At 72.5% G+C, this 23694-nt stretch carries 20 protein-coding genes; 9 read left to right on the top strand and 11 right to left on the bottom strand.

Annotated elements, in window-relative coordinates; all coding sequences use genetic code 11:
- Positions 1–121 precede the first annotated feature (121 nt).
- On the top strand, positions 122–976 hold the full coding sequence (locus tag GXW83_RS15010; RefSeq protein WP_182443600.1) for an ABC transporter ATP-binding protein: 855 nt from the start codon (positions 122–124) through the stop codon (positions 974–976).
- On the top strand, positions 973–3537 hold the full coding sequence (locus GXW83_RS15005; RefSeq protein ID WP_182443599.1) for an ABC transporter permease: 2565 nt from the start codon (positions 973–975) through the stop codon (positions 3535–3537). The genes GXW83_RS15010 and GXW83_RS15005 overlap by 4 nt, the downstream gene beginning before the upstream one ends.
- 156 nt (positions 3538–3693) lie before the next feature.
- On the opposite strand, the gene GXW83_RS15000 is transcribed toward GXW83_RS15005, so the two are convergent.
- From GXW83_RS15000 to GXW83_RS14970, 7 genes are all read right to left on the bottom strand, one after another.
- Positions 3694–4830, bottom strand: coding sequence for a methyltransferase domain-containing protein (locus tag GXW83_RS15000; RefSeq protein ID WP_182443598.1), 1137 nt, complete (start codon positions 4828–4830; stop codon positions 3694–3696).
- A 298-nt stretch (positions 4831–5128) separates the two neighbouring features.
- Complete coding sequence (locus GXW83_RS14995) at positions 5129–6013, bottom strand: glycosyltransferase family 2 protein (RefSeq protein ID WP_225446994.1); 885 nt, start codon at positions 6011–6013, stop codon at positions 5129–5131.
- Positions 6010–7011 carry a glycosyltransferase gene (locus GXW83_RS14990; RefSeq protein ID WP_182443597.1) on the bottom strand — a complete coding sequence of 334 codons (1002 nt, stop codon included), beginning with the start codon at positions 7009–7011 and terminating at the stop codon, positions 6010–6012. The genes GXW83_RS14995 and GXW83_RS14990 overlap by 4 nt, the downstream gene beginning before the upstream one ends.
- Positions 7008–8072 carry a glycosyltransferase gene (locus tag GXW83_RS14985; RefSeq protein WP_182443596.1) on the bottom strand — a complete coding sequence of 355 codons (1065 nt, stop codon included), beginning with the start codon at positions 8070–8072 and terminating at the stop codon, positions 7008–7010. The genes GXW83_RS14990 and GXW83_RS14985 overlap by 4 nt, the downstream gene beginning before the upstream one ends.
- A complete protein-coding gene (locus tag GXW83_RS14980) occupies positions 8069–9178 on the bottom strand; it encodes a glycosyltransferase family 4 protein (protein WP_225446993.1) in 1110 nt (369 codons plus the stop codon). Before GXW83_RS14980 ends, GXW83_RS14985 begins: the two co-directional genes overlap by 4 nt.
- Positions 9179–9310: 132 nt before the next feature.
- Entirely contained in the window at positions 9311–9682 is a 372-nt protein-coding gene (locus GXW83_RS14975) for an STAS domain-containing protein (RefSeq protein ID WP_182443595.1), read from the bottom strand.
- Positions 9683–9709: 27 nt separating this feature from the next.
- A complete protein-coding gene (locus tag GXW83_RS14970) occupies positions 9710–10237 on the bottom strand; it encodes an ATP-binding protein (RefSeq protein ID WP_182443594.1) in 528 nt (175 codons plus the stop codon).
- A gap of 294 nt (positions 10238–10531) precedes the next feature.
- Between GXW83_RS14970 and GXW83_RS14965 the strand changes: the two genes are divergently transcribed.
- Together GXW83_RS14965 and pip are read left to right on the top strand one after the other, a co-directional pair.
- Positions 10532–10795, top strand: coding sequence for a hypothetical protein (locus GXW83_RS14965; protein WP_182443593.1), 264 nt, complete (start codon positions 10532–10534; stop codon positions 10793–10795).
- Positions 10796–10900: 105 nt separating this feature from the next.
- Positions 10901–11860 (top strand): prolyl aminopeptidase, encoded by a 960-nt coding sequence (gene pip / locus GXW83_RS14960; protein ID WP_182443592.1) that lies wholly within the window; start codon positions 10901–10903, stop codon positions 11858–11860.
- A 2-nt stretch (positions 11861–11862) separates the two neighbouring features.
- Here the strand turns inward: pip and GXW83_RS14955 are convergent, their stop codons facing one another.
- On the bottom strand, positions 11863–12705 hold the full coding sequence (locus GXW83_RS14955) for an alpha/beta fold hydrolase (RefSeq protein ID WP_182443591.1): 843 nt from the start codon (positions 12703–12705) through the stop codon (positions 11863–11865).
- 285 nt (positions 12706–12990) lie between these two features.
- Here GXW83_RS14955 and GXW83_RS14950 point away from each other — a divergent pair, with 285 nt between their 5' ends.
- Entirely contained in the window at positions 12991–13422 is a 432-nt protein-coding gene (locus GXW83_RS14950) for a LysR substrate-binding domain-containing protein (protein ID WP_182447323.1), read from the top strand.
- Positions 13423–13791: 369 nt separating this feature from the next.
- On the top strand, positions 13792–14589 hold the full coding sequence (locus tag GXW83_RS14945) for a G1 family glutamic endopeptidase (protein ID WP_182443590.1): 798 nt from the start codon (positions 13792–13794) through the stop codon (positions 14587–14589).
- A 93-nt stretch (positions 14590–14682) separates the two neighbouring features.
- Here GXW83_RS14945 and GXW83_RS14940 read toward each other — a convergent pair whose 3' ends face one another.
- Complete coding sequence (locus GXW83_RS14940) at positions 14683–15708, bottom strand: alpha/beta hydrolase fold domain-containing protein (RefSeq protein WP_182443589.1); 1026 nt, start codon at positions 15706–15708, stop codon at positions 14683–14685.
- A 68-nt stretch (positions 15709–15776) separates the two neighbouring features.
- On the opposite strand from GXW83_RS14940, the gene GXW83_RS14935 reads away from it, so the two are divergent.
- Positions 15777–16274 carry a MarR family winged helix-turn-helix transcriptional regulator gene (locus GXW83_RS14935; protein WP_225446992.1) on the top strand — a complete coding sequence of 166 codons (498 nt, stop codon included), beginning with the start codon at positions 15777–15779 and terminating at the stop codon, positions 16272–16274.
- A 42-nt stretch (positions 16275–16316) separates the two neighbouring features.
- Here the strand turns inward: GXW83_RS14935 and GXW83_RS14930 are convergent, their stop codons facing one another.
- On the bottom strand, positions 16317–16697 hold the full coding sequence (locus GXW83_RS14930) for an STAS domain-containing protein (RefSeq protein ID WP_225446991.1): 381 nt from the start codon (positions 16695–16697) through the stop codon (positions 16317–16319).
- Positions 16698–17127: 430 nt separating this feature from the next.
- Here GXW83_RS14930 and GXW83_RS14925 point away from each other — a divergent pair, with 430 nt between their 5' ends.
- Together GXW83_RS14925 and GXW83_RS14920 are read left to right on the top strand one after the other, a co-directional pair.
- The gene (locus GXW83_RS14925) at positions 17128–21123 is read left to right on the top strand and encodes a SpoIIE family protein phosphatase (RefSeq protein ID WP_225447484.1); all 3996 of its coding nucleotides are present in this window, start codon (positions 17128–17130) and stop codon (positions 21121–21123) included.
- Entirely contained in the window at positions 21123–21446 is a 324-nt protein-coding gene (locus tag GXW83_RS14920) for an STAS domain-containing protein (protein ID WP_182443588.1), read from the top strand. Before GXW83_RS14925 ends, GXW83_RS14920 begins: the two co-directional genes overlap by 1 nt.
- A gap of 18 nt (positions 21447–21464) precedes the next feature.
- Here GXW83_RS14920 and GXW83_RS14915 read toward each other — a convergent pair whose 3' ends face one another.
- Complete coding sequence (locus GXW83_RS14915; protein WP_182443586.1) at positions 21465–23690, bottom strand: GAF domain-containing SpoIIE family protein phosphatase; 2226 nt, start codon at positions 23688–23690, stop codon at positions 21465–21467.
- Positions 23691–23694: the final 4 nt, after the last annotated feature.

Below are 23694 nucleotides of genomic sequence, written 5' to 3'. Positions count from 1 at the left end.
GGTGTAGGCACGTTCCTGGGTGACCTCGCCGGGTGGGCCCGGAGTCGGGGCGGTCGGTCGGCCGGGCAGTGGTGGGGTTATCCCCACCCCGGGGCCGGTGACCTTCCCCATGGTTGCGGCCATGCGTGCTCCAGCAGGGTGGAGCTACAAGGACGCACGCCCGTGCCGAGCATTCAGGAGATCTCCAGTGACCACGTCCGTATCGAGTCCCGCAGCCCGGGGCAGCAGGGTGCGCTCACCGTTCGCCGCCCGAGCGCGGGGGCTCACCAAGGCGTACGGCAGCGGCGAGACCCGGGTGACAGCCCTGGACGCGGTGGACGTCGACATCCCGCGCGGGCAGTTCACCGCGATCATGGGCCCGTCCGGATCCGGCAAGTCCACGCTGATGCACTGCCTGGCCGGTCTCGACACCGCTTCCAGCGGTGAGATCTGGGTGGGTGACACGGAGATCACCAAGCTGCGGGACAAGCGGCTCACCCGGCTGCGCCGGGACAGCATCGGCTTCGTCTTCCAGGCGTTCAACCTGCTCCCCACGCTGACCGCGCTGGAGAACATCACCCTGCCGATGGACATCGCCGGCCGTACCCCCGACCGTGCCTGGCTGGACCGCGTGGTGGAGACGGTGGGACTGGCCGGACGCCTCAAGCACCGCCCGGCGCAGCTGTCCGGCGGCCAACAGCAGCGTGTCGCCGTGGCCCGCGCCCTCGCCGCCCGACCCGAGATCATCTTCGGGGACGAGCCGACCGGGAACCTCGACTCCCGCGCAGGGGCCGAGATCCTCGGTTTCCTGCGCCACTCGGTCGACGCCCTGGGCCAGACCATCGTCATGGTGACCCACGATCCGGCGGCCGCCTCCTACGCGGACCGGGTCCTCTACCTCGCCGACGGCCGGATCGTCGACGAGATGCACTCCCCCACGGCCGACGCCGTGCTGGAGCGGATGAAGTCCTTCGACGCCCGAGGCAGGACGTCATGACCGTGCTCCGCGCCTCCTTCCGCAACTTCCTGGCGCACAAGGGCCGGATGGCTCTGTCCGCCGTCGCCGTGCTGCTGTCGGTGGCGTTCGTGTGCGGGACGCTGGTCTTCACCGACACCATGAACACCACCTTCGACAAACTCTTCGCAACGACCGCCGCGGATGTCACGGTCAGCCCGCCGAAGGTCGACAACGCGCAGCAGACCGGGACACCGGCCACCCTTCCCGCCTCGCTGCAGGCCCGGCTGGCGCAGATCCCCGGGGTGGCCGGGGTGGTGCCCGAGGTCAGCAGCCAGCAGGCCACCGTCGCCGACAGCCGCAACCAGGACATCGGCTCCAGCACCGGCGCGCCGACCATCGTCGGCAACTGGAACCCGACCCAGACCACGTCCGTCACCATCACCTCCGGCCACGCCCCGACCTCGCCCGATGACGCCTTGCTGGACGCCGACACCGCCGCCACGCACCACCTGGGCATCGGCGACACCCTGCGCGTCATCGCCGGACCGGGCGACATCAAGGTGACCATCAGCGGCATCGCCACGTTCACGACGACCAACCCGGGCGCGGCCGTCGTCTACCTGGACACCCCCACCGCCCAGCAGGTGCTCCTCGGCTCCCGTGGCTACACCGACTACGCCCTGGACGCCGCACCCGGCGTCAGCGACGACCAGCTCAAGGCACGCGTCGACGCCGCCCTGGGCAGCCGCGCCTACCAGGTGCAGACCGCCGCCGAACTGGCGGCCCAGAACCAGCAGGACATCGGCTCCTTCCTCAACCCCATGAAGTACGTGCTGCTCGGCTTCGCCGCGATCGCCGTCCTGGTGGGCATCTTCCTGATCGTCAACACCTTCTCCATGCTGGTCGCCCAGCGCACCCGCGAGATCGGACTGATGCGGGCCCTCGGTGCGAGCCGACGGCAGGTCAACCGCTCGGTGCTGGTCGAGGCGGTGCTGCTCGGAGTCGTCGGCTCGGTGGCGGGCATCGGTGCGGGCATCGGCCTGGCCGTCGGCCTGATCAAGCTCATGGGCGCCCTGGGGATGCACCTGAACACCGCCGACCTGACGATCAAGGCGGCCACGCCGCTGATCGGCCTGGCCGTCGGCGTCGTGGTGACCGTGGTGTCCGCCATGCTGCCCGCCCGCCGGGCCGGCGCGACCTCCCCGATGGCCGCCATGCGCGACGCCGGCACCCCCGCCGACGCCCGGGCGGGACGGGTCCGTGCCGCGCTCGGCGTGCTGCTCACCGCAGCGGGCGGGACCGCCCTGGCGCTGGCCGCGGGATCGTCCAGCACCTCCAAGGGCTCCGGGCTGCTCGCGGTCGGCGTGCTCCTGACCCTGGTCGGGTTCGTGGTCGTCGGCCCGCTGCTCGCCGGGCTCGTGGTGAGGGTCCTGGGCGCGGTCACCCTGCGGATGTTCGGCCCGGTGGGCCGCCTCGCCGAGCGCAACGCGCTGCGCAACCCGCGCCGTACCGGAGCCACCGCCGCCGCGCTGATGGTCGGCCTGGCCCTGGTTGCGAGCCTGTCGGTGGTCGGCAACTCCATGGTCGCCTCGGCGACCTCGCAGATGGACAAGTCCGTCGGCGCCGACTTCATCATCCAGTCCGGCAACGGCAACCCGCTCAGCCCCGCCGCGGTCAAAGCCGTTCACGCGGCCGGACACCTGTCCCACGTCACCGACCGCACGGACGTCGCCGCGACGGTCACCGCCCCCGACGGCAGCCAGGACAAGACCGACATCGCGGCGGCCACCCCCTCCTACACCGACGACCTCCAGGCCAAGACCGTGCAGGGACGGCTGATCGACGCCTACGCGCCGGGCGCCATGTCGGTGCCCGAGGGCTGGGCCAAGGCCCACCATGTCACCCTCGGCGACCGGCTCAGCGTCGCCTTCACCAGCGGCAGCACGGCGAAGCTCACGGTCAGGGCGATCACCTCCGACGACACGGTCTTCGACAAGGGCGCGATGTACACGAACATCGCCGAGGCGAGGAAGTACCTCCCGGCCGCCACGTTCCCGCCGGACGACATGATGTTCGCCGCGGCGGACCCCGGCCAGCAGAGCCAGGCCGCAGCGGCCCTCAAGGCAGCCACCGCCGACTACCCGCAGATCAAGGTCCGCGACCAGGCCGACTACAAGGACATGATCAAGCAGCAGCTCGACCAGCTGCTCAACATGATCTACGCCCTGCTCGCGCTCGCCATCGTCGTCGCCGTCCTGGGCGTGGTGAACACCCTGGCCCTGTCGGTCGTCGAACGCACCCGCGAGATCGGACTGATGCGCGCCATCGGCCTCTCCCGGCGCCAGCTGCGACGGATGGTCCGCCTGGAATCGGTGGTCATCGCCCTGTTCGGCGCGGTCCTGGGCGTGGCCCTGGGGCTGGGCTGGGGCATCGCGGCGCAGCAACTGCTGGCCCTCACGGGGCTGGGCGTGCTCAGCATCCCGTGGACCACCATCGGCACCGTCTTCCTCGGCTCCGCAGGGGTGGGCCTGCTGGCCGCCCTCTTCCCGGCCTTCCGCGCCGGAAGGATGAACGTCCTCAAGGCCATCGCCACGGACTAGCCTGCCGCCCCCGGATCGGCGAACTGCCGCGCCCGCCCCGACCGCAGACGGCTCCGCAGGGGTCCGGACCGGAGACACTCCGGCCCGGACCCCTGCGCATCCGGCGCGTGCCCGGGCACGCAGAGGCGCCCGACGCCATACCGAGCGTCGGCCGCCTCAGCCGCTCCAACTGCCTCCGGGCAGCGGTCGGTCGGGGCTGTCGAGGAACGCCCACTGGCGTCTGTCGTCGACGACGATCCCGAGGCGGGTGCGCTCGGGCTCGCCTGCGGCCGTCCACCAGTCGAGGGCCTTCTCGATCTCGTCCCACAGCGTCCGCGGCCCGTACTGCTGGACGGCGTACACCTCGGCGCCGGGCTCGTAGTCGACGGACGCCCAGGAGGTGCCGTCCGAGAACCAGAGGGTGAACTCGCCGTCGGGGCCGTGGCCGACGGTGTACCGGCAGCCGGGCACCTGCAGGCCGACAGCCAGCAGGGCGTCACTGTCACCGAGCGCACGCGGGTCGGTCTTGGTACTGGAGTCGACGGCCGGCTCGGGGCGCGGGGCCGGGGTGCTGCGGGGGATCCGCTGGGACCGGAGCCACATGAACGCCGCGTCGTCGACGATCCTGCCCACCGCGGTCCCGTCGTTGCGGACGGTCAGCTTGAGCATGACGCCGTTGACCATCGCGGTGCCCAGCGGCGTGACGATGATGCCGCCGGGCCGGGTCTGAGTGATCCACGGGCGAGGGATGCTGTGCACGGCGCAGGTGGCGATGATCCGGTCGTAGGGCGCCCGGTCGGGGTAGCCCTGGGCGCCGTCGGCGATGGCCAGGTGCGGCGCCCGGCGGGCCCCGTTGAACGCGCGGCGGGCGCCCTCGAGGACAGCCGGGTCGATGTCCACCGAAGTGACGTGGCCGCCGCCGAGGCGGTGGGCGAGCAGGGCGGCGTTGTAGCCGGTGCCGGTGCCGATCTCCAGGACGGTCATACCGGGCTCAACCGCGAGTTGGTGGGGCATGCGGGCGACGACCCGCGGCATGGACGCCGAACTGGACGGCTCGTTGCTGGTCTCCGCATCGGCCCCGTCTTCGACTTGGGTGACGACGGGCCGGTCGCTGTAGGCGGCCTGCCACCAGCCGTCCGGATCGGTGGCGCGGTCCAGGGCCCGGTAGGGGCCGGTGTCGTCCCTGAGCCAGACCCGGTCGGGCAGGAACAGGTCCCGGCGAACACCGACGAACGCCGGAAGCCATTCCGGCGTGAGATGGCCCCCGCCGACAAGCTGCCCAGCGAGGGCCCGCGCCCGCTGCTGGGGCGTCACGGCTTCTTCGGCGCGGGCGGAACGGGCTTCTCAGGCTTGTGGCCGTCGGATTCCGAAGTGTCCTGGCCTCCGCCGTGCTTTCCCATGGATCCTCCGAGGATGAAGGTCGTGTACGCCCGGATGCTACCGACCGTAACAGCGTGATCACAGGGCCGGCGAGGGCGCACGGTAGCGCAGGGGCGCACCAACGCGCCCATCCGCCCACGGGAATGCGCACGGAAAACGCACCAGTGCGTTACCGGCCTGGCGACGAGGTCGCGGTGCAGCCCGAGGACGGCGGCGCGATCTCCGCTGCGGACTACGCCTCGGGTTCCAGCACTACCGGCCCCACCACGGCGGTTGACCGCACCGGGACTCGCCTTGTTCTCTCAGGCGCGCTCCCAGGTGTCGGACGCACGGTCATGGCGCACCAGGTGCAGTTGTTCCATGGCGTGGAGCCACCCCTGCATGGGCCAGCTCCCCAGCGCCGTTGGAAGGCTTCGCCGTTGCGCAGGATGTCGTCGAGGTGCTCGACCGGGGGGCGGCTGACGGGGTGGTACTGGTGGTAGACGGGCGCTCCGCCGACCCAGCGGAGGTCCGCTCCGGCGCTCCGGGCCAGCCGGGCGAAGTCGGTGTCCTCGGCTCCGTAGCCGACGTACCCTTCGTGGAACCCGCCGATGGCCCGCCAGGTGTCGGCGGTCACCGCGAAGGAGAGCGACCAGAACAGGTCGGGGTCTCCCCCGGGTTGTACGGCGTCGTCCGGCGGCACCGGTCGGGCCGGATGCGGTCCGGCCAGCGCCGGGAGGCTGCTGAGCGCATATCCCTGCGCGGGCGGCGGCGGCAGGTAGTGGACGGCGCCGCACCACAGCGCACCGTCCTCGGCGACCTCGGCGTAGCGCGCCAGGGTGGCGGGCCCGGGCACGCAGTCGACGTCCAGGAAGACCAGCAGCTCGGCGCGGCGGTCCAGTGCCTGCCGGGCGCCGGCGTTGCGGGCTGCGGCCAGCGGCAGGTGTCCGTCGCGTACGGGGACGTGGAGCGTCTGCGCCTGCGGGGTGCGGTGGGCGGTGGCGGTGCGCAGGTGCGGGTCGCCCATGGCCACGGTCAGGTACTGGTCGGGCTGCCGGTCGCCGGCGGCCAACCCCCGTTGTTGCAGCGCGAGATGGTCGTGGCGTCCGTGCGCGATGGTGATCACTGCGAGATTCACGCCGCCGCCTCCCCCGTGGGACGGACGGCGAGTCCGTCCAGCAGGTGCGCGGCCCTGCGGGCGCCGTCGCCGGGGGACCACAGGCTCCAGGCTTCGCCGTTCATGGCGAGCGCGGTGTCCAGCAGCGCCGGCCAGTGACCGGCCTCCGGCCACGGGTGCCGCACCACGGCGAGACCGGCGGCTGCCAGCGCGCGGGCGGTCGCGTGCTGCTCGCCGTACGGGCGGTCCTGGGGGATGACGACGGCGGGGCGCCGGGCCGCGGCGCATTCGGCGATCGCGTTCTGTCCGCCGTGGGTGACCACCACGTCGGCGGCGCACAGCAGCGGCCACGGGTCCGGGGTCCACGAGGTCCGGTCCAGGACCGTCCAGGACCAGTGGGGTGTCGCGCGGACGGCTTCGCGCAGCTGACCGGCGGTGACGTCGGCGCCGCCCGCGCCGAGCATGACCAGCAGGCGCGGCCGGTCGTGGGGCCGGGCGTCCACGGACCGCGGGCGCTGGTCGAAGCGCGAGAAGGCCCCGGTGTGGGTGGTCTTGCGCCGCCAGGAGGGCAGCCAGTGGGGTTCGGGCAGGGCGGCCGGCCAGGGCGCGAGGAGTGCGTCGGCCAGGTCGTAGGCCAGCCGGTGCGCCGGGTCCAGGCGTTCTCCGCGCATGGCCGCCACGGCGACCGGCACCCCCATCAGGCGGGCCATGCAGGCCATTTCGACGGACACGTCGCTGACGAACAGCGTCGGGGCGTGCTGTTCGATCCACCGTGCCACCAGGCCCATGCGGGTCCGCAGCCCGGCGTGGTGGACGGGGGCCCAGTGCAGGCGGCCGCCGGCCTCAGGGTCGGTGGGCGTGCCGCCGGTGTCCAGGGGCAGGTCGATCCAGGGGCCCGTCCAGGAGTCCGGCCGGGGCAGGGAGGACAGGCCGGTGACCGGGGTGCGGGTGTGGCGTGCGATGGCGGCGGCCCGGTGCAGGTGCCCGGCGCCCTGGTGGTGGACGTAGTAGCCGATCACGCCGCCAGCTCCTGGTACAGGGCTTCGTAGCGACGGCTCATGGCGCGCAGGGAGCAGAAGTGCTCGGCGCGTTCGCGGGCGGCGCCACGCCCGAGCGCGGTGGTGGGGGCGATGGCGTCGGCGAGTCGGGCCTCGTCGCCCGCTGGTACCAGTCGGCCGCAGTCCGGTGTCAGGATCTCGCTCAAGGCGCCCCGGTCGAAGCCGCACACGGGGGTTCCGCAGGCCAGGGCCTCGGCCACGACCAGGCCGTAGGGCTCGTCCCAGCACGGTGTCACCAGCACGGCGGCGCAGCGGCCGATCATGCGAGCCAGCGCCCGGCGGTGGAGGTGGCCGACGTAGTCGATGCCGTCCCCCAGTTGCGGAACGATGCACTCGCGGAAGTAGCGGCGGTCCACGACCGGCCCGGCCAGGCGCAGCCGGTACCCGGCCTTGCGGGCTGCCGCGATGGCCAGGTGCGCGCCCTTCTCCGGGACCAGCCGCCCGGACCAGGCCAGGTCGCTGCCGCCGGGGCCCTCGGTCCAGAGCGCGGTGTCGATCCCGTTGTGCAGGACCTGCGCGTCGGGCACCAGGGGCCGCCAGGCACGCGCGGTGTGGGCGCTCACGGCGGTGAACACCACCGGGCAGGGGTCGCACGCCTGGATCGCCGACTCCATCCAGGCGGTCGGCGGGGTGTGGAGTGTGGTGATCAGGGGGACGTCCAGCGTCGCGGACAGCGCGATCGGCAGGTGGTGCAGGCTGTTGTTGTGGATCAGGTCGAAGCCCGATCCGGGCCCCAGTTGCAGCATCAGCCGCAGGTACGCGTGCTGTTCGGCCATCCACGAGGCATCGGGCATGCTGACGTCGCTGCGCGCGGCCGGGCTCAACTGCAGCGTCTGGACCGGCAGTTCCCGGACGCCGAGGGCCGGGTCCGATCCCGGGGCGGCGAAGAGGGTGACCTGGTGTCCGAGCTGTTTCAGGGACCAGGCGAGGGCCCAGGTGTGCGCCTCGAGCCCTCCGGCGAAGGGTTCGCGGATCGGGAACCGCGCCGAGGCGATCAGGGCGATGCGCAGGGGCCGGTTCATTGCAGCAGGTCGGTGTAGATGCGCTCGTGCACGGCCGCCACCCGGCCGCGCTCGGTCAGGCGGTCGGCGGCGGCGGCCTGCCAACGGGGACGCTGGCGGTAGGCGTCCAGCACGGCGGTGCGCAGCGAAGCCTCGTCCAGCCCCTTCTCCTGGCTGTGGCCGTAGGACAGGCAGGGCCGCTGCTGGGCGTAGAAGCCGCAGTCCGGCGCGATCACGGCGGTGCCGAGGTCGTAGCAGGCCTCGAGCCATCCCGAGTGGGTGCCGAACGCGTACGGCAGCACGGACACGTCGAGGGAGCGCAGGTAGTCGTAGAGCTGCCGGTCGTCGAAGTAGTCGTGCACGCGCAGGTCGACCAGGCCCCGATCGCGCAGCGCCTCCAGTTCGGCCATCACCGCGGGCGCGTAGGCGTAGGAGCCGCTCTGCCGGACCTCGCAGTGGATGTCGACCCGCAGCACCGCGTCCAGCCCGGCAACGGTGTCCGCCACGACCCGGACCACCGGCAGCAGCTCCATGTTGGGCCGTAGGCTCTTGGCGTGGACGCCCACCGTGAAGGTCTCCCGCTCGGGGCGCACGCCGTCCAGGTCGGCCACGCCCACGACGTGCGGATGCGGCACCACGGTGGCCGGGCGGTTCCACCGGCGGGCGATCTCCGCGGCGCTGCCGGGGGTCAGCGTCACCAGGTGATCCGCGGCCGGAATCAGGACGTCCAGCACGGCGTCGTGGGCCTTCCGGTCCGGCTGGTGCGGATTGCGCAGATCGTGCACGGTGTACACCAGGGGTTTGCGCTGCGCCCGCAGGGTGCCCAGCAGCGCACCGATCTCTGCGGGGCTCTGCGCGTCGAAGCCGAAGTGCAGGTGGAAGACGTCGAAGTCCTCGCCGTGGGCCCGCACCCAGTCCGGGTCCAGCATCACCGGCGGCCACCACCGCTGCGAGGTGCTGGGAGCACCGTTGGGACGGGGGTCACGCAGGCGTACGACCGGCTCGCCTCCCCGCGAGGACGGCCGGGACAGGTGCCGGACGTACACGTGCCCCTCCGGCACGGAGGCCACACGTATGCGGCCTTCCAGGGCCGGGAGCCGCTCGCTCAGAGCCGCAGAAGTCTCCACGAGGCATCCTCCACCAGCGACGGACAAATCCCCCCATAACCGTCGACTGCCCCGGACGTCCCCCAGCAAACAGCTGACAAGGAGCCCTTCCAGCGGCTCGCGCACCGCCGGCCGGGCCGGGTGTCCGGGTGGTCACAGGTGCACCACCCGAACCGGCTCCGGTTCCTGCCCGTCGGGTTCGTGCCGGACCAGGATCTGGTCGAGACCGGCCATCGACAGCAGCCGCTTGACCTGGTCGGGCGGCGACATCAGGGTCAGCGAGCCGCCCACGCTCTTGGTGCGGCGCAGCAGCCGCAGGAACGCGCTGAGGCCCATGGAGTCGCAGAAGCTGAGTTGGGCGAGGTCCAGCACCAGGTGGTGGTGGCCGAGGTCGACCAGTTCCTCCACGGCGGCGATGAGGACCGGCGCGCTGTCGAGGTCGAGATCCCCCACCGGCCTGACGACGCTGCGGGGGGTGCCGCTGCGGGGAGTCCCCGGAGCGGGGTGGGCCGTGTCACTGGTCATTCGAGTGCCTGCTTCTGGAATATGTGCTCATGCGGGTGGGATCCCGTCGTCCGTGCTGCGGATGCCTGGCTCGCGGATGTGGGCCTCGCGGATGCGGGGCTCGGTGCGTTGACGCGCCCCGGTGGTCGGGGAGCCCGGCATGACGACGCGCACGGTCTTGCCCGCCGGTCCGGGCACGACGGTCAGGCTCGTGCCCAGATGGTGCAGCAGGTGCCAGCCGAAGCCTCCGGTGCCCGTGGCCAGGTCGGGCGGACGGGGCCGGGGGACGTCGGTGCTGGTGTCGCCGACCTCGACGACCAGCGTCGCACCGTGGTCGACCAGGCGCAGCGTGCAGGGACCTGGCGCGTGCCGCACCGCGTTGCCCACCAGCTCGCTCACCACCGTCAGGACGTCCTCGGCGTTCATGACGTCCTCGGCGGTGGCGCTCGGACGCCGGCGGCGGGCCTCCAGGAAGGCTCGGGCATGCGCTCGGGCCTCGCCGACCGTTCCCGGCAGACCTGTCAGAGCCCATGCCTCCCCTTCCTCGCAGAGGTGCGGCGGCTCGGCGTGCCCCATCAATGTCTCCTCCTACCCTGGGCTCCCAGGCCAACCCCCGAGGGGTGGCCGACACACAGCACTGTCCTGGGTTCGTCGCCGGGGGCCGTACCGACTGGAGCGAGTATCCGAGGGCTACCGCGCATAGTATGCGAGAGCCGGCGCACGCTCGGACCAGAGGGCAGCGCTCACGGCGGTGGGCGGCCCCCGCGGACACCTCCGCGCGTGACGATGGGCCCGTCGGCCCGATCGTCCGAGCCCGTGCCCGCACGTCCGCGCAGGCATACGCCCGCGGTGCCGGGGCAGGCGGAAGACATGAGCGTCCTTGCCTTCACCCGCCGCCGATCAGCAAACCGACCCGGCCGGGCCGGGACCGACGTGATAGTGCACCCGGTGGTCCACTCCATCGACGGGCGCACAGCACCGTTTCGGAGCATCGAGCTGGCGGGCACGGTCATCGGCACCGCACGGTGCGCGAGGGACTTCGAGCGCCTGTGCCGGGCCGGAGGGATCTCCGACGTGACGGCGACGGAACTGCGCGTCCACTGGCGCGGCGGCGGCCCCGGGCACTGGGGTTAGCACGGCCCTGGTTAGCGCATCATCAGCCCGCAGCCGGGCAGCGCTCCCTGGAACTTCCCGCGGTTTCACCGTTCGGAGACGGCCACTCCCCTAGGATCGGCGGTCATGGTTGATGTGTACCCTCCGACAAGTCCCTACGACGCGGGTTTCCTCGACACCGGAGACGGCAACCGCATCTACTACGAGCAGCTCGGCAACCCCGAAGGCAAGCCTGCCGTGAACGTCCACGGCGGCCCGGGGGCGGGTGCGCCGCAACGGCCGACCAGGGCCTGGGATCCCGAGGCCTACCGCCTCATCCGCTTCGACCAGCGCAACTGCGGTCGCAGTACCCCGCACGCCGGCGACCCGGCGGCGGACATGGGCCTGAACACCACGCAGCACCTGATCGACGACATGGAGCGGCTGCGCGAGCATCTCGGCATCGAGAAGTGGCTGCTCAATGGCGGCTCCTGGGGCGCGACGCTCGTTCTGGCCTATGCACAGCAGCACCCCGAGCGCGTCAGCGAGATCGTCATCGCGGCGGTGATGATGGCCGACCGCTCCGGGGTGGACTGGCTCTACCGAGGCGCCGGACGGTTCCGCCCCGAGGCGTGGGACCGCTTCCGCGACGGCGTCCCCGAGGGCGAGCGGGGCGGGGACGTGCTGGCGGCGTACGCGCGGCTGATGGAGAACCCTGACCGGGCCGTCCGGGAGCAGGCCGCCGCCACCTGGCTCGCCTGGGAGGACGCGGTCATCTCGAACGAGCCCAACGGCTCCCCCGGCATGTACAGCGATCGCAAGGTGGACGCGCAGCTCGCGTTCGTGCGCATCTGCGCCCACTTCTTCAGCAACTGTGCTTGGCTGGAGGAGGGCCAACTGCTGCGCAACGCGCACAAGCTGGCCGGGATCCCGGGGGTGGTCGTCCACGGCCGCCACGACATGAGCTGCCCGGTACAGGCGCCGTGGGAGCTGGCGAAGGCGTGGCCGGATGCGCAACTGCACATCATCGAGGACTGCGGGCACGCCTCGAGCGAGGCGATGTCCCTGGCGACCCGGACGGCCATCGAGCAGTTCAAGAACCGGTGATTCTAGCCGAGTGCGAGCATCGCCTCGGTGACCTCGCCGACCGCCGCGTCGGGGATCGCGGTGGCGGCCTCCTGGAGGACGAGCAGCCGTGCTCCGGGGATTTCGCGCGCGATCGCCTCGCCGTTGCCGACGGGGAAGAACCGGTCGCGGCGGCCGTGGACGACGAGCGTGGGGATCCCGATCTCGGGCAGGCGCTCGCGCCAGCGGGGTGCGCAGTCGAGCCTGGAGAACACCAGGCGCATCTGGTTGGCCATCTGCACCGGGGGTGCGGTGCCGGGCGTGCGGTCCCAGATGCGCGCGGCGACGGCGCGCGCGGCGAGGGGGTCGTCGCCGAGGATCTCCGCCCCGGCGGCGGCGAACTCGGCAACCGCCTCGCGGTCGGACCAGTCGGGCATGGGACGCGCGAACAGTCGGCTCATCGTCGCCTGGTCGTGGTCGGGGAGGTCGTCGTCGGGCGGGCCGGGAGCAACTGCGCGGGTGCCGACCAGGGTGAGTGCCGAGAAGGCGCCCGGATGGTCGAGGGCGGCCACCTGGGCGACCATCCCGCCGACGCCGATCCCCGCGAGGTGCGCAGGCGCCCCGCCGAGCGCGTCAGCAAGGGCGGCCGCGTCGGCGGCGAGGTCGCGCAGGGTGTAGCCGGGTGCCTGCGGATCTGCCGTGGTCGACTCCCCGCTGTCGCGCAGGTCGTAGCGCACCACACGGCGGCCACCGGCGGCGAGGCGCTCGCAGATCGCGTCGGGCCAGGAGAGCATCGTCGTGCCGCCCGCGAGCAGGACGAGTGGCGCGTCGGCGTCACCGAACGACTCGACGCCCAGGGAGACCTCACGGGCGTGGACAGTGGTCATCGGATCACCGGAAGACGTCGTAGGAGCAGGCGTGCTGCGGTCGATGACCGAAGGTCCCGGGGTGGCCGCAGGTCACAGCGTAGCCCTGTCCGCCGACAGGGGGCAGGCGACAAGCCGCATCTGCGGCCGTCCCTGGGACACCGCCGGGCGTCGGTGCGCGGTGGTGTGCTGACACCCAGCGGGGGCTGAAGGTTGTTGCGGGATCGTCCGGCCGCGCGCGGTCAGTCAGTGGCAGCTGCTTCGGCGGGGACCTCGGTCATACGCACGTCGTAGCCGGTATCGGGGCTGACGACACGGCCGGCGGAGCCGCTGCTGAAGGACCATCTGGTCCTGGCCGTTCCGGCCGACGGCAGGTTCGCCGACCGTACCGGCGTCACTGCTCAGCAGATCGCCGGTGAGACCTGGATCGCCAGCCCGTCCAGCACCGGGGAGCCCCTGCTGGGCATCTGGCCGGGCCTGCCCGGGCGGCCCCGGGTCCACCACGCCACCCGCGACTGGCTGGCCAAACTGCACCTGGTCGCAGCAGGCGTCGGCATCACCACGGTCTCCTCCATGCTGCTGTCCGCGATGCCGCCCGGCGTGCGCCTGGTCACCGTCGACGACCTCCCCGAGGAACGGCGCCGCGTCAGCCTGGTTCGCCTGCCGGGCGCCACCACGCCCGCGACGGACGCCCTCCTCCACGCCCTGTGCCGACACGCCGCCGAACTCGCCGAATAGGTCGCTGCGGAACGGGAACTCCCTTGGGGGCGACGGCTACTGATCGGGGGCGTTCATGGCGGGTCGTCGGTGGGCGGGATTCAAGGCGTTGTGGTGGTCGCTGCACTGCGGGGACGCCTGTGCGCCCGGCCCGAACAACCAGGCGTCCTAGCGTGCCCGCAACTGTGACGCCGCCTGCCGTGCGCCGACGGTCTCGATCGCGCTTTTCAAGCCCTTTGGCAGACAAAGTTTCTGATTGACCATCAGTTGACCGTGGCCATTCAAAGTTTCCTCGAACAGATGTAGTGTCCCCCATGCCCCAGCACGCCGAATTCGGGCGATCACGCCGCGTGGCCTGGCTGCCACCATCCCGCAGAGGAGTCCTCCCCCATGGTCAGAAGATGGTCAATCCCCCTGGCAGCGCTGGCGCTTGGCTCGCTGGCGCTCACCGGGCCGGCGATGGCGGCCGGCAATGCGCATCCTGCTGCCGCACCCAAGGCGCACAGCGCGTTCATGCCCGGCGGCCTGTTCAAGCCGGCCCCGGGAACCCACCCCGCCAAGGTCGGCGGCCACGTCATCGACTACTCGAACAACTGGTCCGGGTACGCGGTCACCGGCAGCACCTTCACCACGGCGACGGCGAGTTGGACTCAGAACGCCATCACCTGCACCAGCAGCGACGGCGAGACGGACATGTCCCCGTGGGTCGGCATCGACGGCTTCAACTCCAGCACCGTCGAGCAGACCGGAAGCTCCGGCGACTGCGACGGATCCACGCCGGACTACTACGCCTGGTACGAGATGTACCCGGCGAACGTGATCATCATCAACAAGACGGTCGAGCCCGGCGACAAGTTCACCGGCACGGTGACCCACACCTCCGGCACGAAGTACTCGCTGGTGCTGAAGGACATCACTCAGGGCTGGACCAACACCGTCACCAAGTCGCTGAAGGCCGACGACAATTCGGCCGAGGCCGTGATGGAGATGGCGGCCGACCACCTGACCAAGTTCGGCACGGACCCCTTCACCGGCTTCACCGTGGACGGCCAGCCCATCGGCTCCTACAGCGGCTCCCCGTACACCATCGACCAGATGGAGATCCAGAGCGGCAGCACGCTCTGCGACTCCACCTCCAGCCTCAGCGGCAATGACAACTTCACCACCACGTGGCTGAACGCGTGTTGATCCGTTGAACGCCTGCGGCGGCCGGACGGACGACGGTCCGGCCGTCGCAGCGCTCCCCCGCCCCGACCCCAGGGCAGGCGCGCGCCGGTCCGGTCATTCGGCGCCCGGACGGGCTCCGGGGTGCATTCGGGCGTGCAGCCAGTCCTCGAGTACGCGGCGAGCACGCCCGGCGACAGCCGTGTCCGACAGCATGCTGTCGAACGCGTGCGGTCCGTCGGCGAAGACGTGCAGGTCGGTCGGGACACCGGCGGCGATCAGCCGACGAGCGTAGTCGAGGTCCTCGTCCAGCAGCCCGTCCAGATTGCCCACCGTGACGAAGGCCGGTGGCAGGCCCCTGAGATCGTGCGCCCGCGCGGGCACCGCGTAGCCGGGGATCGCCTGGCCCGCGCCGTAGCCGCCGAGGTACGCCTGCCAGCCGTACTGGTTGGTGGCGGCGTCCCACAGCGGGGCGCCGGCCCGGCCCGAGGCGGTCTGCAGCCGATCGTCGAGCATCGGGTAGCTCAACACCTGGAAGCCGACCGGGATCTCGCCCCGGTCACGGGCGAGCAGAGCCAGACCGGCGGCCAGGCCGCCGCCCGCGCTGCCGCCGATGACGCCGATCCGGTCGGGGTCGACACCGAGTTCGGCCGCGTTCCGGTGGACCCAGGCCAGCGCGGCGTAGCAGTCCTCGAGCGGGCCCGGGTAGGGGGTCTCGGGGGCGAGGCGGTAGCCGACCGAGACGCCGACGCACGTCAGCGCGGTGCACCAGCGGTCGAACCGTCCGTCATCGCCGAGATGTGAGCCGATCACATAGCCCCCGCCGTGGATCGAGACCAGGCAGGGCAGCCCAGTGGTCGCGTCGTGCGCGCGGTGCAGCCGCACGGGGACGTCCGGGTCGCCGGGTGCCGCGGGTACCAGCCGGTCGGTGTGCTCGACGGCGTTCGACGGAGTGCCCGGCGAGCGCAGCGTGCGCTGGCGCATGGCCGCCAGGTTTCCCTCGTTGATCGAGAACGCGCCGATCTCCTGGAGCCGTTGGCGTACGTCCGCAGGCAGCGCCGCGAGAAGCGATGCCAGGTAGTCGGCCCGATCAGTCGCTGTACTGGACGTCGGGGTGGGGAGCGTCGGGTCTGGTACAGACATGGCTGCCTCGCACGGTAGAATTCCCTTATATGTTTAAAACTATCAGCGTTTTCGGAGGAAGGACACCCGTGTCGGCACACGACCACCCCTCAGCGGCGACGGGCCCTGGGACGACGGCGGACGATCTCGCGGGCTCCGTCTGGGCGCTCATGTCCGCGTTCGTCCGCGGCTTCGACCCGACCGAGGAGCTGCGTCGGACACTCGCGCTGGGCCGCGGCTCCGGACGGGTCAAGGCCCTGCTCGCGCTGGCCGACGGACCGCTCAGCCTCGCGCGACTCGCCCAGGCCGCAAGCCTCGACCCCCCGTACACCACGCTCATCGTCAACGAGCTGCAAGCCCTCGGGCTGGTCTCGCGCGCCGACGACGAGGGTGACCGGCGCCGCAAACTGGTGACCCTGACCGGGCCGGGGCGCGAGGCGGTGGGCACGGCCCAGGGCATCATCGCCCGCCCGCCGGCGGCGCTTCGCGCGCTGCCCGCCGAAGATCTCACCGAGCTGCGCGGCATCCTCGAACGGCTCGAGAACCTTCACCAGGGCATCGGCGGTCCCGTCCCGCCGACGGACTGAGGGGCGGTGGAACGGACGAGACCGGGACCTCGTCCGGTCGGGCTACGGCGCTTCCGGGGCCGTTCCCCGGCCGGGGGCGGTCTCGATGGCGTCCGCCACCGTGGGCCGGATGGAGAAGAACTGGTCGAGTCCGACGATTTCGAAAACCCGGCGGAGTTCCTGGCTCAGCCCTGCCAGGGTGAGCAGCCCTCCGGCTCGCTGGGCCCGCTGGTGGGCGGTGACCATGGCGGTGATGCCGGTGGAGTCGCAGTAGGTCAGCCGGGTGAGGTCGATGACCAGCAGAGACCCCGGGCCGAAGGCCACCTCGTCCAGGGCGGCTCGCAGCTGCGGGGCCGTGTGGTGGTCCAGCTCGCCGTCCACGGTGATCAGGCAGTGCCCGCCGGGGAGCACCTGCAGGGCGGTGGTCAGGGGGCGTTCGGTCACCGGAACTCCTGGGCGGTGGGCTGTCCGACGGACGGGGTGGGTTCCCGGTGGAGGAGGCAGCCACTGCCGGTCAGTGTGAGCACCTAGAATATCGTACTGATCCGCTTCGCCTGGGGGGCGGACGACATTCCCGACCTGTGCCGGGCCGGGGAAGCAGCGACGACGAGTCGGTGCACCCGGGGGCTTTCAGGAGCGGGAACGGTAGCGCCGGCAAGCCGTGGGTGTAAGCGAAAGGTGTCCTTGAGTGCGTTCTGAAAGCGCTGGGCCCGCGGTACCGGCTGCCGCTGGGGCGGGGGTGTTCGCGGCCGACCCCACGATCGGTCGTGACCTGGCCGCGCTGGACTGGTCGGCGACGCCGCTGGGGCCTCCGGCGGCCTGGCCGCAGAGTCTGCGCACGGCGGTGGACATCCTGCTGTCGTCCCGGTTCCCGATGTGGATGGCCTGGGGGCCGCAGCTGACGTTCTTCTGCAACGCGGCCTACCGACGGGACACGCTGGGCCGCAAGTACCCCTGGGCGCTGGGCCGGCCGGCCAGCGAGGTGTGGGCGGAGATCTGGCAGGACATCGGCCCGCGCATCGACACCGTGATGACCACGGGCGAGGCCACCTGGGACGAGGCGCTGCTGCTGTTCCTGGAGCGCTCGGGCTATCCGGAGGAGACCTACCACACGTTCTCCTACAGCCCGCTGAGGGACGACCTCGGCACGGTCGTCGGCATGCTGTGCGTGGTGAGCGAGGACACCGAGCGGGTCATCGGCGAGCGGCGGATGGCGACGCTGCGGGATCTCGGCTCGGACCCCAGCGTGGTCCGCACCGAGCAGGAGATGCTGGCCTTCGCCGGGCACCAGCTCGGCCGGAACCAGCACGACCTGCCCTTCACCCTGACCTACCTGCTGGAGGACGGGGCGCAGGACGCGGGCTGCGCGCGTCTGGCGGCCGCCACCGGCATCGCCGCCGGGCACGCCGCCGCCCCGGCGACGCTGCCGATCGCGGACCCGGACGCGATCTGGCCGGTCGCCGCGCTGGCTCACGGTGAGGCTGTGCTCGTCGAGCTCGGCGCCGAGCACGGCGATGCCCTGCCCACGGGCGGCTGGCCGGAGCCGCCGGCCCAGGCCCTGGTGGTGCCGCTGGTGCAGCAGGGCAGCGTGCCGTACGGCTTCCTGGTGGCCGCACTGAACCGGTACCGCCCGCTGGACGACGCCTACCGGGGCTTCGTCGAGCTGGCCTCCGGGCACATCGCGGCGGGCATCGGCAGCGCCCGCAGCTACCACGCCCAGCAGCGGCGGGCCGAGGAGCTGATGGAGCTGGACCGGGCCAAGACTGCCTTCTTCTCCAACGTCAGCCACGAGTTCCGCACGCCCCTCACGCTGATCATGGGGCCGCTGGAGCAGCTGCGGGGCCGGCTGCCCGAGGACGATCCGCAGGCGCACGAGGAGCTGGAGGTCATCCACCGCAATGGCCTGCGGCTGGGCAAGCTGGTCAACACCCTGCTGGACTTCTCCCGCATCGAGGCCGGCCGCATGCAGGCCGTGTTCGAGCCGCTGGACCTGGCGGCCGCGACGGCCGAGCTGGCCAGCGTGTTCCGGTCCGCCGTCGACCGGGCCGGCCTGGCCCTCGAGGTCGACTGCCGACCGCTGCCCGAGCCGGTCTACGTGGACCAGGGCATGTGGGAGAAGGTCGTCCTCAACCTCCTCAGCAACGCCCTGAAGTTCACGTTCGAGGGCTCGATCCGGGTCGGGCTGCGCCACGAGGACGGTCAGGCGGTCGTCACCGTCGCCGACACCGGTATCGGGGTGGCCGAGGAGGAGATTCCTCGGCTGTTCGAACGCTTCCACCGGATCGAGAACGCCCGTTCGCGTTCGAATGAGGGCAGCGGCATCGGGCTCGCGCTGGTCCAGGAGCTGGTCCAGCTGCACGGCGGCACCATCACCGCCGACAGTGTCGCCGGACAGGGGACGGCCTTCACCATCCGGCTGCCGCTCGGCAGCGCCCACCTGCCCCCCGACAACATCGCCCCGGCCACCGACACGACGGCCGTGTCGTCCGGCGCCGCCCCCTTCGTCCAGGAGGCGCTGCGCTGGCTGCCCGAGGGCGGCGCCCTGCCCGAGTCCGGGCCCGCTGCGGCCGGTGCGGAGGCGGTGGGTGCCGGGGCCGCCGGGCCCGCCGTCCCGGCCCGGGTCCTGGTCGCCGACGACAACGCCGACATGCGCGAGTACCTGGTGCGCCTGCTGAAAGGCGCCGGCTACCAGGTCGACTCCGTGAACGACGGCCAGGCGGCGCTCGAGGCCGTCCGCGCGGACGCCCCCGACCTGGTGGTCAGCGACGTGATGATGCCCCGGCTGGACGGCCTGGCGCTGGTCGCCGCCCTGCGCACGGACCAGCGGACCGCCGGGGTGCCGGTGCTGCTGCTCTCCGCCCGCGCGGGGCAGGACGCCTCCATCGAAGGGCTTGAGGCCGGAGCCGACGACTACCTGGTCAAGCCGTTCGCCGCGGCCGAACTGCTGGCGCGGATCCGCGCCAACATCGAGCTGGCGCGGCTGCGCAGCCACCACGCCCGCTGGCGCGCCGCCCTCGTCGACTCCCTGCAGGAGGCGTTCTTCGTCTGCGACGAACAGGGCTCGGTGATCGAGGCCAACACCGCCTTCACCGACATCCTCGGCTTCGGCCCCGAGGGGCTGCCCTACGCCTACCCGTACCCCTGGATGCCCACCGCCGCAGCCGATCCCCAGGGGTACGGGCAGACGGACAGGGCGTTCGCGGAGCTGCTCACCGCCCGCAGCGGCAGCTACGTCCTGCCGGTCGTCCACCGCGACGGCCGGCACGTGTGGGTGAGCGCCACCTTCAACCAGGTCCAGGACCCGGACACCAGCCGCCGACTGGCGGTCGGGACCTTCCGCGACGTGACCGCGGAGCGCTACGCCATCCAGCGGGAGACGGCCATGGCCGCGCTGAGCCTGCGCCTGGCGGAGGCGACGAGCCTGCCGGAGGCGCTGGCAGCGGCTCTGACGGAACTGCAGGCGATCTGGCGGGTGCAGTCGGTCGTCGCGGCGCTGTTCACCGACGCGGGAGGCGTGCGGCTGACCGCCACGGAGCCCGGTCTCGGCTGGGACGACCTGTCGGCCGAGCGCCGGGCGGTCCTGACCGGCCTGCACCGGCAGCCGCTGCTGACCCCGTCCGTCCACCACGGCGACGGCGGCGCGATCGTGCTGGAGCACCCGGAGGGGCAGCTCGTGGTCTGGGTGGGCCCCGGCGAGCGGCTTCCCTTCGCCGACCAGGACCAGGTGCTGCTCTCCCTGCTGGCCGGCAGGCTCGCGCAGGGGCTGACCCGCGCCCACCAGATCGACCAGCAGCGGGAGACGGCGATCGCCCTCCAGCGCGCCATCCTGGGGCCCTCGCACCTCCCCGTCGGCTTCGCGGTGCGCTACGAGCCGGCCGCCCGCCCGCTGGAGGTCGGCGGCGACTGGTACGACACCGTCGAGCTCCCCGACAGCCGGATCGGCATCGTCGTGGGCGACTGCGTCGGCCGGGGGCTGGAAGCGGCGACCGTCATGGGCCAGCTGCGCAGCGCCTGCCGCGCCCTGCTGCTGCAGGACACCGGGCCCGCCCAGACCCTGATGGCCCTGGACCGGTTCGCCGCGGGCATCCCGGGAGCCCTGTGCACCACGGTCTTCTGCGGCATACTGGACCCCGCGACCGGGGCCCTCACCTACTCCAGTGCCGGCCACCCGCCGGGCATCCTCGCCCACGCGGACGGCACCACGCATCTGCTGGAGGACGGCCGCTCCACTCCGCTGGCGGTCCGGGTCGGCGCCCGACGGCCCGAGGCGCAGCGCACCATGCCGCCGCGCGCCACCCTCATGCTCTACACCGACGGCCTGGTCGAGCGCCGCCGCCGCTCCCTGAGCGACGGCATAGACCGGGCGAGTTCCGCGGTGCAGGACGGCCGCGCGACGCCGGTGGACGAACTCGCCAGCGGGGTCATGACCGTCCTTGCCCCCGAGGGCGGATACGACGACGACGTCGCCCTGCTCCTGTACCGCCACCCGGCGCCGCTGGATGTGTCGTTTCCCGCCGAGTCCTCCCAACTGGCGCCGGTGCGCCGGGCGTTGAGGGGCTGGCTGGACCAGTGCGGGCTGCCCGCGCAGACCGTGCAGAACGTTCTGGTGGCCGCGGGCGAGGCGTGCGCCAACGCCATCGAGCACGGCCATCGGCATGCCGCGGGCGCCAGGATCAGCCTGCGGGCCGCCGCCACGGTGGACGACCTCACGCTGACCGTCGCCGACAGCGGTCAGTGGAAGGTGCCCCAGCCCGAGGCGAACGCGCACCGAGGACGGGGCGTCACGCTGATGCGCGCGATGATGCAGCACGTCACCATCACTCCCGGCGAGTCCGGCACGACCGTCGACATGCATACGAGGATCGCCTGATGACCACCCCACTGACCCTCACCACTGTCCGCCGCGCCGACGGCTCGCACGTCCTGGAGGCCGCGGGTGAGATCGACATGAGCAATGTCGAGTCCTTCGCCGCCGCCATCGACGAAGCGACGGCGTCCGCCACCGCCCTGACGGTCGACCTGAGCGCGGTCGAGTACCTGGACAGCGCGGGGCTGACCGTGCTGTTCGCCCGGGCCGAGCGGATCGAGCTCGTCGCCAATCCGCTCCTCGGCCCGCTCCTGGACATCTCCGGGCTCTCCGGGCTCACCCGGATCCACGGCCTCGGCCCGGGGGCCGGGGAGCAGCAGGGCTAGCCGGACGCCGGTCCGCCGTCACGCCCCGGCCGCGCCGGTCGCGGTCAGGACGAGGAGGGCCTGGTCGTCGTCGATGTCGATGCCGCCGGTGAAGGCCCGCACGGCGCCGTTGACGGCGTCGACGACCTCCTGCGCGCTGTGGGCCGGTACGCCGGTCAGGGCCTGGGCGAGGCGTTCCTCGCCGAACTGCTCCCCGTCGGGGTCGCGGGCCTCGGTGATGCCGTCGGTGTAGAGCAGCAGGCTCTCGGACGGGCGGAGGTGCAGCTGGTGGGTGGGCAGGTGCGGGTCGGTGGTGATGCCGAGCAGCAGGCCCTGGCTGTTGACGAAGCGGGCCGAGCGGTCGGCGTCGACGTGCAGCGGGAAGGTGTGGCCGGCCCGGACCAGGGTGATGTCGAGGCCGCCCCGGGCGGCCGGGGTGAGGTGGCCGTACAGGAGCGTGACGAAGCCGGTTCCGTGGCTGTCGGGGCGGTCGAGGAGGGCTCTGTTGACGGCGCGGACGACGGCGTCCGGGCCGGGCAGCAGCGGGGCGACGGCGCGGGCGGTGTTGCGGACCAGCGCGGTGGTGGTGGCGGCGATGGCGCCGCGTCCGCAGACGTCGCCGAGCATGAAGGCCCAGGTGCCCCCGCCCAGGGGGAAGACGTCGTAGAAGTCGCCGCCGATGTCGAGCCCTTCGCCGGCCGGGTGGTAGTAGGTGGCGAGTTCGGCGCCGGGCAGCTCGGGCACCTGGGGCAGCAGCAGCCCGGCCTGCAGGTCGTGGGCGAGCGTGACCCGCTCGGTGTACTGGCGGGCGTTGAGGGCTGCCGAGGCGGCGCGGCGGGCGAGTTCCTCGGCCAGGGCGACGGTGTGGCCGTCGAAGGTGTCCTCGCCGGTGGTGAGCAGGGTCAGGGCGCCGAAGGGGGTGCCCCGGTCCAGCAGCGGGACGCACAGGTAGCCGGTGACCTTGAGGTCCTGCCAGGGCCCGGGGCCGGTGGGGGTGCGGCGGGCGATCTCGCTCACGCCGGAGGCCAGGACGCGGGCGACGGCGTCGTCGTCGGCGTCGTAGACGGGGATGTGGGAGGCCAGGCGGTGCTCGTCCGGGCGGGTGGTCGCGGCCGTGGCGACGCGGCGCACCCGGCCGGCGTCGATGATGTCGACCGTGCTCAGCGGCGCCAGCGCGGGTACGCAGGCGGCGGCCAAGCGCTGGAGGGTCTGGGTGTAGTCCAGGTCCGACGCCAGGACCGTACTGGCGTCCAGCAGGAAGGCCAGGTCGCGGCGGGCGGCCCGCTCCCGGTTCTCGGCGGCCAGGCGGGCCTCCTCGGCCCGGTGCCGCTCGATGGCGAGGGCGGCCGTGCCGGCGAACACCCGGGCCAGGGCGAGGTCGGACTCCTGCGGGGCGCGGGGGGTGCGGTGGTACATGGCGAAGGTGCCCAGCAGCGATCCGTCCCTGCCCAGGACGGGGGTGGACCAGCAGGCCGCGAGGCGCGCCCGGTCGGCCAGGTCGCGGAAGTCGTCCCAGAACGGGTCGGTGGCGATGTCGGTGACGATGACCGGCTGACGGCGGTGGGCGGCGGTCCCGCAGGAGCCGACGCCCTCGCCGGTGGCGATGCCGTCGATGGCCTGGTTGTAGAAGTCGGGCAGGCTGGGGGCCGCGCCGTGGCGCAGGTGCCGCCCGTCCGGGTCGGCGAGCAGGACCGAGACCAGGACGTCCTCGGGCGCGAGCTCCTCGATGGTGCGGGCCATGCCGTGCAGCACCCGGTCCAGGGGTTCCTGGCGCGCGATCTGCTCCAGCAGCGCGCGGTGACCGGCGGTGAGCCGCTGGGCCTGCTTGACCTGCGTGGTCTCCACCCCGATGACGCGCACGCCCATCACATTGCCGCCCGCGTCCAGGCGGGGTTCGTACGTGAAGTCGAAGAACGCCTCCCGCGCCTCGGGGCCGACGCCCAGCAGGATGCGTGCGTCATGCCCGATGTGGCGCTCACCGGTGCGGTAGACCCGGTTCAGCAGCGCGAGGAAGCCCTGTTCGGCGAGTTCCGGTATCAGCTGCTCCACCGGCACGCCGACGCGTGCCCGGTCGCCGCCGCCGATGGCGGCGAAGAAGGCCGCGTTCGCCGCCTCCACCATGTGCGCGGGGCCCGCCAGCGAGGCGAACACCGCGCTGGACTGGCCGAACAGGGCCCGGAGGTCCTGTTCCGCCCCGCCGTCGGCGCCCGGGTCGGCGGCGGGACCGGCGTCCGGCGCGGGCTGCTGCTCGGGAACGCGGGTCATCGCC

The organism is Streptacidiphilus sp. PB12-B1b (assembly GCF_014084125.1).
Lineage (GTDB): Bacteria > Actinomycetota > Actinomycetes > Streptomycetales > Streptomycetaceae > Streptacidiphilus.
This window is presented reverse-complemented; position numbering and strand designations above follow the sequence as displayed.